At 59.4% G+C, this 17,124-nt stretch carries 14 protein-coding genes; 2 read left to right on the forward strand and 12 right to left on the reverse strand.

The features are described 5' to 3' along the window. Positions 1 to 6 precede the first annotated feature (6 nt). From AO388_RS17915 to AO388_RS17960, 10 genes are all read right to left on the reverse strand, one after another. Positions 7 to 1,236, reverse strand: a complete 1,230-nt coding sequence (locus tag AO388_RS17915) for a glycosyltransferase family 4 protein (RefSeq protein ID WP_058416861.1) — start codon at positions 1,234 to 1,236, stop codon at positions 7 to 9. A gap of 73 nt (positions 1,237 to 1,309) precedes the next feature. Beyond that, positions 1,310 to 2,425 (reverse strand): glycosyltransferase family 4 protein, encoded by a 1,116-nt coding sequence (locus AO388_RS17920; protein ID WP_058416862.1) that lies wholly within the window; start codon positions 2,423 to 2,425, stop codon positions 1,310 to 1,312. 90 nt (positions 2,426 to 2,515) lie between these two features. Then, positions 2,516 to 3,721, reverse strand: coding sequence for a glycosyltransferase family 4 protein (locus AO388_RS17925; protein WP_058416863.1), 1,206 nt, complete (start codon positions 3,719 to 3,721; stop codon positions 2,516 to 2,518). Beyond that, a complete protein-coding gene (locus AO388_RS17930) occupies positions 3,718 to 4,719 on the reverse strand; it encodes a glycosyltransferase (protein ID WP_058416864.1) in 1,002 nt (333 codons plus the stop codon). The genes AO388_RS17925 and AO388_RS17930 overlap by 4 nt, the downstream gene beginning before the upstream one ends. Before the next feature lie 84 nt (positions 4,720 to 4,803). Continuing rightward, on the reverse strand, positions 4,804 to 5,316 hold the full coding sequence (gene rfaH, locus AO388_RS17935; protein WP_003436454.1) for a transcription/translation regulatory transformer protein RfaH: 513 nt from the start codon (positions 5,314 to 5,316) through the stop codon (positions 4,804 to 4,806). A 52-nt stretch (positions 5,317 to 5,368) separates the two neighbouring features. Further along, positions 5,369 to 7,576 carry a polysaccharide biosynthesis tyrosine autokinase gene (locus tag AO388_RS17940; RefSeq protein WP_058416865.1) on the reverse strand — a complete coding sequence of 736 codons (2,208 nt, stop codon included), beginning with the start codon at positions 7,574 to 7,576 and terminating at the stop codon, positions 5,369 to 5,371. Beyond that, the gene (locus AO388_RS17945; protein ID WP_003370610.1) at positions 7,577 to 8,029 is read right to left on the reverse strand and encodes a low molecular weight protein-tyrosine-phosphatase; all 453 of its coding nucleotides are present in this window, start codon (positions 8,027 to 8,029) and stop codon (positions 7,577 to 7,579) included. Next, positions 8,019 to 8,954, reverse strand: coding sequence for a glycosyltransferase family 2 protein (locus AO388_RS17950; protein WP_003370612.1), 936 nt, complete (start codon positions 8,952 to 8,954; stop codon positions 8,019 to 8,021). Before AO388_RS17950 ends, AO388_RS17945 begins: the two co-directional genes overlap by 11 nt. Before the next feature lie 3 nt (positions 8,955 to 8,957). Further along, positions 8,958 to 10,472 (reverse strand): lipopolysaccharide biosynthesis protein, encoded by a 1,515-nt coding sequence (locus AO388_RS17955; protein ID WP_058416868.1) that lies wholly within the window; start codon positions 10,470 to 10,472, stop codon positions 8,958 to 8,960. Between the two features lie 5 nt (positions 10,473 to 10,477). Continuing rightward, on the reverse strand, positions 10,478 to 11,593 hold the full coding sequence (locus tag AO388_RS17960; RefSeq protein ID WP_003436464.1) for a DegT/DnrJ/EryC1/StrS family aminotransferase: 1,116 nt from the start codon (positions 11,591 to 11,593) through the stop codon (positions 10,478 to 10,480). Positions 11,594 to 12,259: 666 nt separating this feature from the next. Here AO388_RS17960 and AO388_RS17965 point away from each other — a divergent pair. Beyond that, on the forward strand, positions 12,260 to 13,453 hold the full coding sequence (locus AO388_RS17965; protein WP_058416866.1) for a cysteine desulfurase family protein: 1,194 nt from the start codon (positions 12,260 to 12,262) through the stop codon (positions 13,451 to 13,453). A 57-nt stretch (positions 13,454 to 13,510) separates the two neighbouring features. Continuing rightward, positions 13,511 to 15,319, forward strand: coding sequence for an aminopeptidase P family protein (locus AO388_RS17970; RefSeq protein WP_058416867.1), 1,809 nt, complete (start codon positions 13,511 to 13,513; stop codon positions 15,317 to 15,319). Positions 15,320 to 15,343: 24 nt separating this feature from the next. Here the strand turns inward: AO388_RS17970 and AO388_RS17975 are convergent, their stop codons facing one another. Then, complete coding sequence (locus AO388_RS17975; protein ID WP_003370625.1) at positions 15,344 to 15,658, reverse strand: hypothetical protein; 315 nt, start codon at positions 15,656 to 15,658, stop codon at positions 15,344 to 15,346. Between the two features lie 166 nt (positions 15,659 to 15,824). Then, on the reverse strand, positions 15,825 to 16,712 hold the full coding sequence (gene rhtA / locus AO388_RS17980; RefSeq protein WP_003370628.1) for a threonine/homoserine exporter RhtA: 888 nt from the start codon (positions 16,710 to 16,712) through the stop codon (positions 15,825 to 15,827). Positions 16,713 to 17,124 lie beyond the last annotated feature (412 nt).

Genomic DNA, 17,124 nt, shown 5'->3' on the forward strand with positions numbered 1-17,124 from the left:
GCTCGCTCAGACGGTTTTCAGGGAGACAACACGGCCCGGCAGTTCGCTGCCCAGGCCAGGCGATGCCTGGGCGACCCATGGCGACTGAGGCAGGCGCGCCAGATGGATCCCGCTTGAGGCGGTCAGACGGTCCTCGACGAAGGCCTTGATCTCTTGCTCGAAGCGCGCGACCGAAAACCGCTCGGCATTGGCCCGGCAGGCCTCGGGAGAGATGCGTGATTGCGCCGCTTCGAATTCGCCGATGGCGGCGATCAGTGATGCGACCGTTTGCTGTCGGTAGAACACGCCGGTCGGTTGCGGGTGATCCAGGCCGTGCACGGTCTCCATGACGCCGCCCTTGGCGAAGGCGATGACCGGCGTGCCGCAGGCCTGGGCCTCGACCGGGCTGATGCCGAAATCCTCCTCGGCGGCAAAGACAAACGCTTTGGCGCTGCGCATGTGCTCAAGCAGCACGTTACCTGGCTGAAAACCCAGCAGCGTCACGTTGCTCACCTGGCTGGCAATGGCCTGCGCCTTGGCCAGGTCCGGTCCGTCGCCGATCATGATCAGGCGTTTGTCAGGCATCGCGGCGAAGGCTTCGACGATCATCGGCATGCGTTTGTAAGGCACCATCCGTGAGGCGCAGAAGTAGAAGTCCCCGCGCGCGCCTTGGGCAGTGAAGCCGAGCGTGTCCACGGGCGGGTAGATGACGGTGGAGTCGCGTCGATAGGCCTTGCTGATGCGCGCACCGATAAACCCGGAATTGGCGATGAAGGCATCCACACCGGTCGACGTGCGCTGGTCCCACAGGCGAATGTAATGCAGGATCAGACGTGCCAGACCACCCTTGATGCCCTTGTTCATCCCTGACTCCTGAAGATACTGGTGCTGCAAGTCCCAGGCATAGCGGATCGGCGAGTGCACATAACTGATGTGCAATTGGTCCGGGCCGCACAGCACGCCCTTGGCCACTGCGTGGCTGCTGCTGATGATCAGGTCATAACCGGACAGATCCAGTTGCTCGATGGCCAGCGGCATCAGCGGCAGGTAGCGCGCATAGTGTTTGCGGGCGCCGGGCAGCTTCTGGATAAACGTCGTTCTGGCGACCTTGCCGTGCAGGTGCGCGCGGTCCTGATCGCTGAGGAAGTCGATGACGGCAAACAGGTCCGCAGCGGGCCAGACGTTGATCAGTGATGCAAGCACGCGCTCGGCACCGGCGTAACTCACCAGCCAGTCGTGGACGATAGCGATTTTCATGGGCGTTCCTTGCTGTAATGGCCCGCGCTACTGCGGATGCGACGGCGCGCATCCTGGCGTTGCTGTTGTGGAGTCAGGGTTTGCCGGTGGACGATTCGGCGGTGACGTCCAGTCTGCTTTGCTGCGCGGGGTCGGACGCCAGCAACGTGTCGATGCGCTGGGAAAGGCGCTGCGCGGAAAGCTCCCAGGAAAAGCGCTGCACGTTTTGCAGGCCTTGTACACGCAGCGCGTTGCGCAACGGCGCATCCAGCAGAATGCGCTGCATGGCTGCGGCCATGTGGCTGACGTCCAGCGGGTCGAAATACAGCGCACTGGCCTGCAGAACCTCGGGGATCGATGCGGCATTGGCCGCCAGCACCGGGCAGCCGCAGGCCTGGGCTTCGAGCGGCGGGATGCCGAAGCCCTCGTAAAGCGAAGGGAACACGAACGCGGTCGCGCCCTGATATTGCTCGATCAATTCGGCATCACTGAGGCGCCCCAGAAAACGGATGCGCGGGTCACGGCAGGCGAGGTGCTGCAGGTTCGGGTCGGCGAACAGCGCGCTGGCTGCGCCGACAATGTGCAGTTGCAGATCCGTGTGGCCACGCAGGCTGAGAAAGGCCTGAATCATCCGCCTGAAATTCTTGTGCACGGCCGGCGAGGACACGGCCAGCAGGTATTTCGGATGATTCACCGCGGTCGGCCCCGGGATGAAATCGTCGCTGACCGCAGCCGGTACGACGAGTATCTTGTCTTCTGCGTAGCCATAGAACGAGGATATTTCTTTGCACGAGAAGTGGCTGCCGGTGATCAGCGTTTTGGCGCGCGACAGCAGGATCGGGGTGATGGTCCGATAGGCCAGCCGGAACAGCCGGGTGTAACTTTGCGGGTAGCGCACATAGTTGATGTCGTGGTGAGTCGCAATCTGGTTGCCATACAGCATGGGCCCGGTGTTGCTGATCGAGATCAGCAGCGGACTGCCCCGACGTTTCAGGTACAGCGGCAGGTCGATCTGCTCCCACGCATGCCCGGTGGAGCGCCCGATGCAGTGCGCCTCCAATGCTCTGGCGCAGTCATGCCGTCTGATGTTGTGCGGGGTAACGAATAGCAGATCGTCGCGCAGTCGCTTCAGCGCTCGGCACATCTGCTCTGCGTAGCGCTGTACACCACTGATGTCCTGGGTAAGAAACCGTGCATTGATGAAAATCATCTTGAGCATCCTGCTGATGAAGGTGAGCTGATGGGTGCCACACCGTGTCCGTGATGTCGTCAAATGGGGCGATTGCGCCCGTTCGCCGTGCTACGTGCTGCGGTCCTGCAAGGTCTGGGCAAAAATGCTTTCGTACTGGTCCAGCATCAGGTCCAGATTCATCAACGACGCGACGCTGCTGCGTGCCTGGCTGCCAAGGCGTGCCAGCAGTTCGGGCTGCTGATGCAGCCTGAGCATCGCCAGCCCCAGTGAGTCAGGATCATCGGGGCTGCACAGCAAGCCGTTGAGCGGTTCCTGAATGATTTCCGTGAGCCCGCCCATGCGGCTGGCGATGACCGGCAGCGAGTGCGCGCATGCCTCGACCGCGACCATGCCGAACGGCTCATTCCACAGGGAAGGCACAATCGCCACATCGATCTGGCGATAGAAGTTCTCGGATCTCTGAAAACCGACGAAACTGATGTCGGGGGACGTGACCATGGCTTTGAAGCGCTTTTCGTCAGTCGACTGTCCGCGCCCGGCAATCTGCAGGGTGGCTTTGAACGGCAGGCGCTGGAACTGCTCGATCAGCCACTCCAGCCCCTTGTTGGTCGACAGGGTGCCCAGGTAACCGAAACGCAACGGTGCGTTATCGACAAGTGCCTTGGGCTGCTCGCGAAGCGCTGGCGTAAACGGGCTGGCGTTATGCACCACATAGCCTCTGGCATGCTTGAAATAATCCTGCTCCCGCAGCGTGTCGAGCATGAAGCGGCTGACACCGACCACCGCGCTGACCTGTTCCGACTGTTGTGCATGCTGGCTGCGCAACCGTGTGCACGTCGTGCAGCGGCGCTGACAGCTTTTGCCCTTTCTGAACATCGTGCTTGCCGGGCACAGCAAGTAAAAGTCGTGCAGCACCTGCACGATCGGGCAATTGGCCTGGGTGATCTGGTCCCATGCCGAGACCGACCAGCCCGTCAGGTTATGGCACACCACCAGTTCTGGCTGCTCCAGCTCCATCACGCGCTCCACGTACTCACGCATGCCTGCGTTGTAGCGATCGCGCCAGTGCCAGGCAAAGCGCGCCAGACGGCCCGGACGCTGGGCGATGAAGTGCCAGTAACGGTTAAGCAGGCCGGCTCGATAGACCTTGACCCGGTTGACCTCCGCCAGTTGCAAGCCAGGTCGGTCAGTGGTGGCCAATACCGCGACGCTGTGCCCGCGCTGCTGCAAGCCCTCGACGGTACGTTGCAGAATGATTTCTGCGCCGCCGCCGATATCGGGCGCGTAGAGGCTGTTGATGAAAAGGATTTTCATAGCGGGTAGGCCCTGTTCAGGCCCAGCCTGCCGGCTTCGCCCTCGCGAATGGCGTCGTTGAGCAGGTCCAGACGCTGCACTGCGCCACAGCGCCAGGCATACAGGTTCAGCAGGCAGAGAAAAACCCAGCGATTGAGCCGATAGCTGATTGGGGAGGCCGCCCAGACATGTTTGTCGAACCAGGCCTGATTGCGCGCTGCGTAGTAGGCGCGCAGATCCGATCCGCCCAGCAGGTAGCTTTCATAGACATTGCGGGTACGTGCCTTGATGTTCCAGGAGTCTTCCAGATCGTCCAGCCGCGCATCGGGCACCAGAAACAGCTTTCCGCCACCGTCGGTGATGCGCCAGGTGTATTCGCTGTCATCGCTGTACAGCTTGAGAGCATCCAGCGGCAGGCCGATCTTTTGGTAAAGGCTGCGATGGGCAAGCAGCCCGCCGTAAGTGGCAAAGGGCAGTTGCACGCGTTCCGGCATCAGCCGGGTGGCATCGGGCTTTCCCCACGGCAGGCGTCGCCAGATCTTGTACGGCAACTGTGCGATGTGAAAGCCGAAGAAGCTTGAGCGCCGCTGGATCGCATATTGCAGCGGCACACCTGCGGCGATGTCGGCTTGATGCGTGGGGCGAAAGCCGAGCACCGCGCAGTTGTCCTGGCCGTCGATGAGTTGCCGTTCACGCAAGGATCGATGCAATGCCTCGATGGCATGCGCGGTCGGTGCGTTATCGTCGTCCATCAGCCAGATGCAGTCGTCTCCGGTTTGCAGCGCGGCGTTAATGCCCACCGAGTAGCCATTGGCCGAGCCGGTGTTGTGCGGCAGCCAGATCACCTGAACCCGATCGGGCCACTCATCGCACAGCGCTTGCAGTGGCGCGGTGGAAGCATTGCTGACAACGATCACACGGCCGATCAGCGGGCTTTCCAGCGAGCGGCTGATCAGGGTGTGCAAATAGCTGAAACGGTCACCATAGGTGAGCGTCACCAGGGTGGTCTGGCGCGGCATGGTGCGATTCCGAGGCTGGTGAAACAGGCGTGCGACGCATGCTTTCAGTACACGTCGTGCGGCAGGTTGCGGCGGGTTCGAGCGCTAGGCGCTCGCCTCGATTCGCGACAGGCTGCTGATCGGCAACACCACTTTTTGCTGACGTTGCAGCATATTGAGCAGGATCACCGCGCGCTGCGTGCCATCTTCACTCAGAAAGATGGCCTCGACGTCACCCCAGCTGGCATGGGTGATCAGCACCGCGTCCCCCTGGGTAAACTGTGTTTTCGGCGCGGGTGTGGCGAGTCGTTGGCGGATCTGCTCGATCAGATGATCCCGAACCGGGACCGGATGACCACCGAAAGTCACGATGCGCGAGACGCCGCGGGTGGAGCGAATCGGGTACCAGTTGTCCTGCACCTGATCCATGTGAATGAACAGATAACCGGGGAACAAGGCCTCGCCGGCCTGAACCCTGGTGCCGGGTTTTTTTGCATCGGCCTGTAACGGTCGATAGCACTCGAACTGCTGACGCCGCAAATGTTCTTCGGCGCGGGCTTCCTGCCGTGGTTTGGTCTGGATCAGGTACCAGCGGACATCCTGGTCGGAGTGGGACATGGTTAATTCCTTTTAAATGAAACAGCTCGGTCAGCGGCAAGCAGCGCCCCGGCTATCGGGGCGCGGGGTGGTAGTTGTAGCCGTAGGCGGCGCAGTCGTAGTCGGAGGTCGTGGCCTTGCGCACCACCGCGTTGAAAATGGCGCCCTTGATCAGAATTCCGTTCTGACCCAGACGGCGTTTGCTGGCTTCGATTTCCTGGACGGTGGTCATGCCAAAGCGCGCCACCAGCAGGCAAGTGCCCGCCTGACGGCCCACCAGCGTCGCATCGGTCACGGCCAGGATGGGCGGGGTGTCGATCAGAATCAGGTCATACAGCGGCGACAGTTCGGCAAGTATCTTGTGGAAGTTGTCATGCATCAGCAGCTCCGAGGGGTTGGGCGCGGCGAAACCACAGGAGATGAAATCCAGATGCCGGACACGGGTGCTGTTGATGACCTCGGTACAGCGCAGACGCGCCGCCAGTGTGTCGGACAGCCCGTGTTTGGGTTGCAGACCGAAGAGGCGATGCAGGTAGCCTTTGCGCATGTCGGCATCGATCAGCAGGACCCGTTTGCCGGTCTGGGCAATGATGGTCGCCAGATTGCTCGACACAAAAGACTTGCCGGCACCCGGTGTCGGGCTGGATATCATCAGCACGTTGTTGCGCGCTTCAAGCATGGCGAAGTGCAGGCTTGTGCGCAGGCTGCGCAATGACTCGATCGCCAGCTCGGCGGGCGCGGCAATGCTCAGCAACTTCGACTCCTGGCCGGCATGGTCGCGCTTGTCCAGATGCTCCTGTTGGCGCGAGTGCGGCAGCGACGCGTAGACCGGCATGCCCAGATTTTCAATGATCTCGGCGCTTTCGATGCCGCGATAGAACGCCTGGCGCACGAAAACCATGGTCATCGCGACCAGCGCGCCGAGCAGCGTGGCAATCAGCACGATCAGTGTTTTCATCGGTTTGACGGGTCTTTCGACATTGGTGTCGGCGTTATCGATGACCCGTACGTTGCCGATGTTGCCGGCGCGCAGAATGTCCTGCTCCTGGCTTTTGTTGAGCATCAGTGTGTAGGTCTGGCTGATGACCTGCATATCACGGGTCAGGCGCAACAACTCCTGCTGGGTCATGGGCAGCGCGTCGATTTTTTTCAGCAGGCCCTGGCGCTGTTGTTCCAGCTGGTTCATCTGGCTCATCAGGCTGCGATAGGTCGGGTGCTCGCGGGTATACAGCCGTTCCAGTTCGACGCGTTTGAGTTTCAGTTCCGACAGCATTGAGTCGAGACTGACCACTTGGTCAAGCACCCCCTTGGTTTCGATACTCAGGTCCACCGACCGGGCGCTGGTCTGGAAGGTATTCAGTGCGGTTTCCGATTCTTCGAGCTGCTTGCGTACGGCGGGTAACTGCGAGCGCAAAAACTGCAGTCGCTGGGCGGCTTCGGCAGAACTGCGCTCGACGTTCTGGCGTACATACAGATGGCTGACTTCATCAAGAATCCGGTTGGCCCGTTGCGCATCCTGGTCCTCGATCGACAGGTAGATGATCCCCGAATCCCTGCCGGCCTCGGCGATCTTCAGGCGGTTCTGATAGATCAGCGCGGTGCTGAGTGTGCGCTGTCTGGAGACAGTGAAATCGGTACCGGGCCGGGCCTGCAACGTAGCGACCTGAATCTTGATTCCTTGGCCTTCGACCACGCGATTGATCGCCCCGCCGAGCAGCAGATTGTGTTCGCTATCGTAGAGCGAGAACTGGCCGGGTTTGCCTGCGGTCAGGGTGAGTTTTTCACCCAGCAGGTGCTCTGGCACTTCCAGTTGGAACACCTCTATTTTTTCGCCGCCCCACGCATATTGGGTCAGGCCAAATAAAGGCTGCGCCAGTTCACCGTCACGTGCGGGCTTGAAGGTGCGATACAGATAAGGACCGATCACAGGAAACAAATCAGGTGTCTGGAGCCTATTGAGCTTCAGATCGTCGACGACCTTGCCCAGCAGCGCGCGGGACTTGATCAACTCGATCTCGGTGGTCGCCTGCGACACCGAGAGTGGCTTGGCACTGACTTCCGGCGTACCCTCGATGCCGATTTTTCGGGGTTCTATCTGAATCATGGCGGTGGCCTGATACACCGGCGTGGCCAGAATGGCGTAGCCCAGGCCGAGCAGAAAAAACAGGCCGACAATCCACAGGATCAGGGTTTTGTGATCGAACAGCATCCGCAGGACCGTTGCCAGATCAATCCGGGAGTCCGCTTGGAAATTCAGGGAAGGATGGTTCATGACGGTCATTTATCCTGGTGCTCCTGACTGAAAATGGGGAAGCCAGTCGTCGATGCAGCGTGAGAGCTGCGCGTAGGTCTGTTCGAAGGCTGACGCGGGCCGCCGGTAAGGGTCGGTGATGTCGAGCGGGTCCTGCCATTTACCGATCAGAAACGCTTTGCCGCGCACTTCGGGGGCCAGTTCGAGGACGTTGGAAAAATGCGCCTGCTCCATCAGCAGGATCAGGTCGGCCTCGCGCAGCAGCTCGCGATTCACCTGGCGAGCGGCATGCCGCCGAGGCTGCACCCGGTGCGACTGCAGCACCGCATGTGCCGTCGGGTCGATCGACGAACCCGATAGCGCGGCGATGCCTGCCGACTGGATACGCACCTGAGTGGCCTTCAGGCGTTCATGCAGCATCGCGACCGCCATCGGGCTGCGGCAAACGTTGCCGACGCACAACACCAGCACACTACTGAACATGAGCGTTGCCAGTGTCCGGCAACAGGCGCCTGCGCAGATTGCCGATCACGTTGCCTGCCACCTTCCACACCGTCTGCAGCTTGTGGCGGGGGGCGAGTGCGGCCAGCGACAGGCACACCGTCTGCATCAGGAAATACTGGTACAGCGGCTGATTGCCCAGGCGGTTGTAATAGTTGGCCAGGCTTGAGCAGGTCTGCAGGTTCATGTGCAACTTGCGTTTGTCACTGCGCATCGAGAACACCCCGCCAGGGTGCATGCGATAGGCGGCCGGCTTGATCCCGGCCATGAACTTGCCCTTGCCGTAGGCCCCCAGCAACGACCACCAGCACATATCGTTCAACGGCGCGCTGCACAGGCTCAATTCGGGCGGCATCTGGCTGAACACATTGCGAAAACAGACAGTCAGGGTCGAGAGGCGTCTCGCTTTTTGCAACTCCAGCGCCGAGGCATCGGCGCGCAGATGACCTTGCAACTGCACGCCATACTGCCCGTGTTCATCGAAGACGAACGCGTCGTGATAAGTGATGACGTAATCCGGATGAGCTTCGAGAAAGTCCACTTGCAGCTGCAGTTTTTGCGGATCGGTCCAGTAGTCATCGGCTTCGCAGTAGGCGATGTAGCGACCGCGTGCTTCGCCAAACAGGCCCGGGACGCACGCGCTGCCCTGACTGTACTGATTGACCTGTTGATAGAAGGTCCGAATGATCGTCGGATACCGCTCGGCGTAGTGCGCAATGATGCGCGCGGTGCCGTCGGTGGAGGCGTCGTCGTTGATCAGGATTTCGTACCTGAAATCGGTCTGCTGTGCCAAAAGCCCGTCCAGCGTCTGAGCGATGAAGCCCTCTTGATTGTAGGCGGGGCATACGATGCTCAGCAGCGGCGGCGCCAGGCAGGTTTCGTCGGTATTCTTTACAGTGTCGTCCATGGCTCAAGTACTCGGTTTACTGAACAGAACATAGAGTTTCGATGCCAGCGGCCGGTGACTCGTCGCCACCAGTGTCAGGGTGACAAGCCCGCTGAGCGCGAGTGCCAGAAGCACGCTGATTCGGCTTTCACCGGCAATCAGATTGAAGACGGGGGCGCTGACCACCAGGCCTGCAGCGCTCATCGCGCTGATCCGCAGAATGTCGCTCAACCACTGGCGATGAAGACCGGGGGCCAGGTGTCGATGCACGATGACTGGCCATATCGCGAAGGACGTCGCCCGCAGAAAAAACCACGCCAACGCCGCGCCGTACACGCCCTGGTAATGGATCGCCAGAACCATCACCGGCACGCTGACCAGCGTCGATATCAGGCTGTACCACAGGTGCAAATGCATCCGGCCATAGGCGTATTGCAAATAGAACTGAAAGGCACTGGCGGCCATGATGGCGCTGCCCAGCGCGTACCAGCCCAGCACCGGACGACTCCAGCGCGCGGCAACCGGATCGCCGGTCCAGGCGAGGATCAACGGCTCTGCGTACAGGGCAATGACCGCAGCCAGCGGGAATAAAAAGGTACAGGCGAGGCGATTGGCGGCCAGAAACAGGGCGTGCATATCGTCGCGTCGCCCTTCGGCCATCAACACGGTCAGGCGCGGCAGCAGCGTCTGGACCAGCGGGTTGGTCAGCATCACGATGCCGGTAGTGATCAACGCCACCAATGAGAAATAGCCGTACTGGTCCAGCGGCAGCAGATTCGACAAAAGAGCCTTGTCCACCTGAGTCAGCACGATCCACAGCACAGCACTCAGCGACAGGCTGGCGGCGAACGGCAGGATCGGCTTGATCAATGGCCAGTCCAGACCGGTCAGCCAATGCGGCGCAGGCATTTGCCCACGTGCCTTGCCGGCAAACAGCAGGGCTTCGATCAGCCCCACCGCGAGTTGAAATTCAAAGAAGTCCCGTGGGTCCCGGGAAAACTGACTGACCAGCACCAGGCCACCGACGTAGCGCAACGTCGCGATCGACACATTGGCGGCGTTGAGCCAGGCATGTTGTTCAAGACCCTGAATCGCGCTTTTGTACAGCGTCGAACACAGGCGCAGGGCAATGATGATGCCCATCAAGGTGATGCAATGGGTCAGCGTGTCGGGTTGTAGCGTGTTTGCGTTCAGCCAGTGCGCGGCGATCCAGGGGCTGAGGACACCGACAAGCAGGGCGCTGAACATTGCCAACGGCAGAAAGATCAGTTCGAACGAGCGCAGCAGACGGCCCAGGTGTTGTTTACGTGCTGGAGTGTCTCGCGCATGCGCCACCGCACGCACCAGGCTGGGCGACAGGCCGGCATCCAGCAATTGCAGCCAGGCCTGCAGCAGGGTGAAAAAACCGATCAGGCCGTACGCTTCGGCGCCCAGGTGGCCCAGATAGAACGGCATGATCAGAATTCCGATCAGCAGTACGTAAGCCTGCCCGCTGTAATTCAGGAGGGTGTTGCGAATGAGGGAGTGTTTGCTCGGCATGATCGTCAGCAGACCTGTGCAACGGTGCAAGCCCGATAGTCAGTCTCGCTGCAGGCTTCGATCAGGGTGCGGATGACCAGGTCCTGCTCGCTTCTCAGCAGACCGGGATAGATCGGCAGGCACAGCACTCGCTCGCTCAACGCTCTGGAGACTGGCTGGCCGGGTTGCGGCTGCAGGTATTCAAGGGTATCCAGTGAAGGGTAGAAGTAGCGGCGAGGGTTGATCTTGTGCTGGTTGAGTGCCGTGCGCACGCCCAGCAATTGTTGCTCGTCGCGCAGGGCCACGGGGTAATAGCTGTGATTCAGCTGGCTATCGGCCTGGGGTGTCTGCAGATCCAGATAATCTTGCAGCGACGAAGTGTAGTGGTCGGCTATCTCCGCGCGAGCTTCGAGAATGTTGCCGATGTTGTCGAGAATGCACAGCCCCATGGCGGCGGAGAACTCATTGAGCTTGGCGTTTATGCCGAGGCTATCGATCCGGTCGACGCCGGAAATGCCGAAGTTGCACATCAGATGGGCTTGTCTGGCCAGCTCGTCATCGTTGGTGATGATCGCGCCACCTTCAATGGTGTGAAACAGCTTGGTGGCATGGAAGCTCAAGGTGCTGATGTCGCCGTGATTGAGCACCGACTGGCCTGCGTGACGCACGGCGAATGCGTGTGCGCCGTCATAGACGACCTTGAGCTTGTGCTTGCGGGCTATTTGCTCGATGGCTTGCACGTCGCAAGGATTGCCGAACACGTGGGTGGCGACGATCGCCGTGGTGTCTTCGGTAATGCTGTTTTCGATGTGGTTGGGCGAGATGTTCCAGGTGTGCGCATCGATGTCGGCAAAGATGGGCCGGATGCCTTCCCATTGCAGCGAGCTGCTGGTCGCGACAAAACTGAATGGCGTAGTCACTGCGCTGCCGCTCAGCCCCAGCGCCCGATAGGCCACTTGCAGGGCCAGGGTGCCGTTGTTGGTCAGAATAATGTGTCTGACGCCCAGGTAGTCTTTGAGTCGGTCCGTCAGCTCCCTGGCCAGCGGCCCGTGATTGGTCAGCCAGCCACGTGCGTAGATGCCTTCGACATAGCGTTTGAACTGGTCGATATCACCCAGGTACGTCTTGGTCACGTTAATCATCGAAGCCTCCATGTTTCTATGAATCAGTGCGTTGCCAAGCGGGTGACCGGGCATCCGTTGCAGACGTACGTTGATTGCCGGGCACGCTACCGCCGAACCGGTCGATCCAGTCAGGGAGCCGTTTACCGAGCATCAACGCATAAGCGTCGAGTGGGTCGCATTGCAACAGGCAACGCTACCGCCACACCGAACGCATTCAGCATTTAAAAAAGGAATGGAGAGTCAACAGGCATCCGCCAGCGCCGGATAAGCGCCGTGGAAATAACTGACAGGGTGAGACGGGACAGCAGTCAACTTCGGCTGATTATTCCGACGCTATGCTCTGCGGCATTTGCGTAAAACCGGAGTGTGCCTGACGGTCCTATATATCGGTGGCGGCAGGGTATCTGTCAAATTATTTCGTCAGGTTTCTGTTAGATTTTTGATAAATGGTAGATTGGAGAATCTAAAATATTGATTTATAAGACTGTCAAAAAAATATCATCTTTCGATGTGTATTTAATGACACAGACTGCCGCCTCAGTCGGGCGTGCAGAGATCAACAGACTTTACGATGGCCAATTTCTTTATATTCTATTTATGTCTATATAAATATTAATTGATAATTTTTAGTTCTATTTGATTTCGTGCATGATCCTCTTCATGGTCTGTGAACGAGGAGCGCGCATGAACGAGCCAGTGCTGTATTTCGATTACGCCGCCACCACCCCTGTGGATGAGCGCGTTATCAGAGTGATGGTCGATTGCCTGGGGGTGTCAGGCAACTTCGGCAATCCGGCCTCCAGCTCCCATTCGTTCGGCCAGAAGGCCCGCCTTGCAGTGGAGCTTGCCCGTGAGCAGGTTGCGCACCTGCTGGGTGCAAAGGCCTCGCAGATCATCTGGACTTCTGGCGCGACCGAGTCCAGCAATCTGGCAATCAAGGGGGTGGCTCAGGAGCGTGCCAAGCGCCAGGCAGCCGTCGCCGGAGGCAAACCCGGTCATATCATCACCAGCCTGATCGAGCACAAGGCTACCCTCGACACCGCCCGTCAACTTGAGCAGGAGGGCGTCGAGGTCACCTGGCTGGCGCCGGACAGCGAGGGCCTGATCAGTGCCGATGCCGTCAGTGCAGCCTTGCGTGACGATACATTTCTGGTCTCGCTGATGCTGGTCAATAACGAACTGGGTACCGTTAACGACATCGCCGAAATCGGCAGACGCGTACGGGGGCACGGGGCGCTGTTGCATGTCGACGCTGCACAGGGCGCTGGCAAGCTGCCAATCGACCTCAGCCAGCTCGCGGTAGATTTGATGTCGCTCTCGGCACACAAAATCTACGGGCCCAAGGGCATCGGCGCTTTGTACGTCGGTCCGCGTGCGCAGCAGCGTGTTCTCGCCCAGATACATGGGGGAGGGCACGAATGTGGCTTACGCTCGGGGACACTGGCAACGCATCAGATTGCCGGAATGGGCGCGGCCTTTGCCTTGGCGGCAGAGGTGCTCGAAGGTGAGGTGGTTGAAATACAGCGGCTGAGCGATCTTCTTTGTAAACGCCTGGCCGGGATTCCCGGGGTGTGTATCAACGGCAGTCCCACACAGCGGATTGCCCACACACTCAGTTTTACGTTCACCCATAACGATCTGGACGTCGCCGCGCTGGGTGAGAGCCTCGCCTTTTCGTCCACTTCCGCCTGCAACTCGGCGAAAAACCTGCCGTCGCATGTGCTGCTGGCCCTTGGGCTGAGCCCGCAGGCCGCCAGCCAGACCATACGCCTGAGTCTGGGGCGCTTCACTCGCGAGCAGGACATCGCGCGCGCGGCTGACTCGATTCGCGCCTCTCTGATTCAGCCAGCGTTCTGGGCGGTTGCTCAGGCTCGATGAGTGCTCCATTATCTGAACCGGTGAAAGCAGTCAATTTCCGGGTCAGCAGGAGAGTCAATGAGTACGCAATCCAATGCCAGTTCAGACGTGGCAGAACGTTTGGCGCAAACCCGCGCCTTGATGAGCAGGGAGCGCATCGATGCCTATCTGGTGCCGTCAGCGGATCCGCACCTCTCCGAATACCTGCCCGGCTATTGGCAGGGGCGCCAGTGGCTGTCGGGTTTTCACGGCTCGGTCGGTACGCTGATCATCACCCAGGATTTCGCCGGCATATGGGCTGACAGCCGCTATTGGGAACAGGCCACCAAAGAGCTGGCTGGCAGCGGCATCGAATTGGTGAAGCTGATGCCCGGCCAGCAAGGCCCGCTCGAATGGCTGGCAGATGAAGCCAAGGCAGAGAGCGTGGTTGCCGTTGATGGGGCGGTTCTGGCCGTTGCCTCTTCGCGGACATTGGCAAGCAAGCTCTACGAACGTGGTGCGCGGCTGCGAACCGATATCGACCTGCTCACCGAGCTGTGGCAGGACCGCCCCGCGTTGCCGTCTCACCCGATTTACGAGCATTTGCCTCCCCAGGCGTCACTGGACCGTAACGAAAAACTCGCGCGGGTTCGTCAGATTATCGTCGAGCGAAAAGCTGACTGGCATTTCATCGCCACACTGGACGACATCGCCTGGCTGTTCAATCTGCGTGGCGCAGACGTTTCCTACAATCCGGTGTTCATCGCATTTGCCTTGATCGGTCCGCAAAGCGTCACGCTGTTCGTGGACTCGAAGAAAGTACCGGACTCGGTACGTGCGCGCCTGGAGCGCGACGGTATCAACCTCATGGAATACACGCAGATTGGCGCCGCCTTGCGCGAACTGCCTAAGGACGCGCGACTGCTGGTCGATCCGGCGCGGCTTACCTGCGGGCTGCTCGATTACCTGGACAGCGAGGTCACGCTGGTTGAAGGGCTCAACCCCAGCACGTTGCTGAAATCGCAAAAAACCGAGACCGATACGGCCCACATCCGTCAGGCCATGGAGCAGGACGGCGCCGCGCTCTGCGAGTTCTTCGCCTGGCTGGACAGTGCGCTGGGGCGAGAGCCTGTCAGCGAACTGACCATTGATGAAAAGCTCACTCAGGCACGCGAGCGACGTCCGGGTTATGTCTCGCCCAGCTTTGCCACCATTGCGGGATTCAACGCCAATGGCGCGATGCCGCATTACCGCGCGACCGAGGCGGAGCATGCGCGGATAGAAGGCGACGGTTTGCTGCTGATCGATTCGGGCGGGCAGTACCTTGGTGGTACCACCGACATCACGCGCATGGTGGCGATCGGAACACCGAGCGCTGAACAGAAACAGGACTGTACTCGCGTGCTCAAGGGTGTGATCGCGCTATCGCGTGCGCACTTTCCCAAGGGTATTCAGTCGCCGCTGCTGGACGCAATTGCCCGAGCGCCTATCTGGAGTGAGGGTGTCAATTACGGCCATGGCACCGGGCACGGTGTGGGGTATTTCCTGAATGTGCACGAGGGGCCGCAGGTCATTGCCTATCAGGCACCTGCAACACCGCAGACGGCCATGCTGCCGGGCATGATCACGTCCATCGAGCCGGGTACTTACCGGCCTGGGCGCTGGGGAGTGCGTATCGAAAACCTGGTGATCAACCAGGAAGCCGGTAAAACCGAGTTCGGCGAGTTTCTGCGCTTCGAAACGCTGACGCTGTGTCCTATCGACACCCGTTGCCTTGAGGTGTCGATGTTGAACGCAGAAGAACGCACTTGGCTGAATGACTACCATGTGCAGGTTCTGACGCGCTTGAGCCCATTGCTGCAGGGCACTGCGCTGCTGTGGCTGCAGGCCAGGACGATTCCTGTCTGATCAAGCTTTCGCGTTGCCGCAGGCTCAGTCCTGCGGTAACGGTTCAGCCAGTGGTGCTGCTTTCCTGCAGACGATGATCATGCTGCGGCTGGTGTAACCCGCCGGGTTCAGGCCGAACGGATAGTCTTCGGGCTCCTCGGTGGCATCGCCGGACTTGGCGATCACCTTGAATGTTCTCGACGCGCAGGAGTTGGTAGCCAGTTCGTAGCATTTTGCCCAGGACGAGGTGAGGCCTGAGCAGTTGATGTGGATGCCTCGCTTGCTTTGCGTGACGGGTTTGGACGTGGCTGCACAACCTGCCACAGCCAAGATGGCCAATACGACAAAAATGTATTTCATTCCTTTCCTTAGCGGGCCATTGCTGATCGCGATCCATCCGATTGACTGGACCATGAGTCTTTTGAACTGTAACGCATAGCCACCGAAGATAAATCGGTCAGGTACAAACATGGCGCATGCGCGTAACAAATGCTAGTGCCATATGGCTTCTTGATGCGTGGTAAGTTCAGTCGGCCGGTACCAATTGAGGTTTGCTGTTTGCAGAGCCAAGGGTTGCGCCGATGGACGCGAAGATGATTGCGCCGATCGCCAGCCATTGAGTCAGTGAAAGGCTTTCATGGAGAAACACCAGGCCTGAAAGCGCGGCGAAGACGGGTTCCAGGCTTGCCAGCGTGCCGAATGTACGCGCTGACATCCGCGTTAGGGCAATCATCTCCAGGCTATAGGGCAGGGCAGTCGAGAGGATGGCGACACCCAGTGCTGCGGGTATCAGTGAAATATCCAGTAACGCAGAGCCTGCGTGTATTACGCCTATTGGCCCTATGAACAGCGCGGCAATCACAACGCCAAGCGCTGCTGTCTGCACACCATTGTCGGCGCCGGCCTTGTGACCGAACACGATGTATGCGGCCCAGCACACGCCTGCGCCCAAAGCATAGCCGGCACCGAGCAGATCAATTGCGGCAGCTGAGGTCCCCAGCGGGATCAACAACAGCAGGCCGATGACTGCCAGAGTCACCCAGAGAAAATCAATGGGCTTGCGGGAAGACAGCAAAGCCACAGCCAGCGGACCGGTGAATTCCAGCGCTACTGCAATCCCCAGGGGCACTGTCTGCAACGACATATAGAAGAGAAGGTTCATGCAACCCAGCGCAATGCCGTAGATCACGACGGTGCGTAACGACTTAGCTGTCAGATTCGCCCGCCACGGTCGCAGGACGGCAACCAGAATAAGGCTGGCAAATACCAGTCTCAGGGTCGTGGTGCCTTGCGCGCCCACGACAGGGAAAAGACTCTTTGCCAGCGATGCGCCGCTTTGAATGGAGATCATGGCGATCATCAGCAGCCCCAGAGGGAACAGGGCAGAGGCTATGTTGCGGGATTTCTCAGACATTTCAGATGTACATCCTGGGTGTGATCCGGGCAAAGGTAATGATGCATGATGCGGAATAATCAAACATTGGGCAATATATTGCGCAAGGCGCGCGTGCTCTTCTATATAGGTAATCACGAAATGGTCAATTTCGGCGATTTTGAAATTAACGGTTGACGCCCTCTGTGAGGTGTCTATAATTCGCCCCACTTCCGGCGCAGACGGAAACGAAAAAGCCTTGTAGATCAATAGTTTGCAAGGTTTTGGTAGGAAGTAGGTCGGGTCTGAATTGATCGGCAGCGGTGAGAAAAAAGAGTTTGACACGCGGTTGTAACGCTGTAGAATTCGCCTCCCGCTGATGAGCAACTCCAGAGTTGATCGCAGCGCAAGTGGTTGAAGTTGCAAAGGAAACTTTGAAAACTTCTTGAAATAA

It is taken from the genome of Pseudomonas sp. ICMP 10191 (assembly GCF_001467335.1).
Lineage (GTDB): Bacteria > Pseudomonadota > Gammaproteobacteria > Pseudomonadales > Pseudomonadaceae > Aquipseudomonas > Aquipseudomonas cerasi.

What these genes read in the sequence shown, in the direction of transcription:
- AO388_RS17915 (WP_058416861.1), bottom strand. Translation starts at nt 1,236, where the DNA reads ATGAAAATCGCTATCGTCCACGACTGGCTGGTGAGTTACGCCGGTGCC.
- AO388_RS17920 (WP_058416862.1), bottom strand. Translation starts at nt 2,425, where the DNA reads ATGATTTTCATCAATGCACGGTTTCTTACCCAGGACATCAGTGGTGTA.
- AO388_RS17925 (WP_058416863.1), bottom strand. Translation starts at nt 3,721, where the DNA reads ATGAAAATCCTTTTCATCAACAGCCTCTACGCGCCCGATATCGGCGGC.
- AO388_RS17930 (WP_058416864.1), bottom strand. Translation starts at nt 4,719, where the DNA reads ATGCCGCGCCAGACCACCCTGGTGACGCTCACCTATGGTGACCGTTTC.
- rfaH (WP_003436454.1), bottom strand. Translation starts at nt 5,316, where the DNA reads ATGTCCCACTCCGACCAGGATGTCCGCTGGTACCTGATCCAGACCAAA.
- AO388_RS17940 (WP_058416865.1), bottom strand. Translation starts at nt 7,576, where the DNA reads ATGACCGTCATGAACCATCCTTCCCTGAATTTCCAAGCGGACTCCCGG.
- AO388_RS17945 (WP_003370610.1), bottom strand. Translation starts at nt 8,029, where the DNA reads ATGTTCAGTAGTGTGCTGGTGTTGTGCGTCGGCAACGTTTGCCGCAGC.
- AO388_RS17950 (WP_003370612.1), bottom strand. Translation starts at nt 8,954, where the DNA reads ATGGACGACACTGTAAAGAATACCGACGAAACCTGCCTGGCGCCGCCG.
- AO388_RS17955 (WP_058416868.1), bottom strand. Translation starts at nt 10,472, where the DNA reads ATGCCGAGCAAACACTCCCTCATTCGCAACACCCTCCTGAATTACAGC.
- AO388_RS17960 (WP_003436464.1), bottom strand. Translation starts at nt 11,593, where the DNA reads ATGATTAACGTGACCAAGACGTACCTGGGTGATATCGACCAGTTCAAA.
- AO388_RS17965 (WP_058416866.1), top strand. Translation starts at nt 12,260, where the DNA reads ATGAACGAGCCAGTGCTGTATTTCGATTACGCCGCCACCACCCCTGTG.
- AO388_RS17970 (WP_058416867.1), top strand. Translation starts at nt 13,511, where the DNA reads ATGAGTACGCAATCCAATGCCAGTTCAGACGTGGCAGAACGTTTGGCG.
- AO388_RS17975 (WP_003370625.1), bottom strand. Translation starts at nt 15,658, where the DNA reads ATGAAATACATTTTTGTCGTATTGGCCATCTTGGCTGTGGCAGGTTGT.
- rhtA (WP_003370628.1), bottom strand. Translation starts at nt 16,712, where the DNA reads ATGTCTGAGAAATCCCGCAACATAGCCTCTGCCCTGTTCCCTCTGGGG.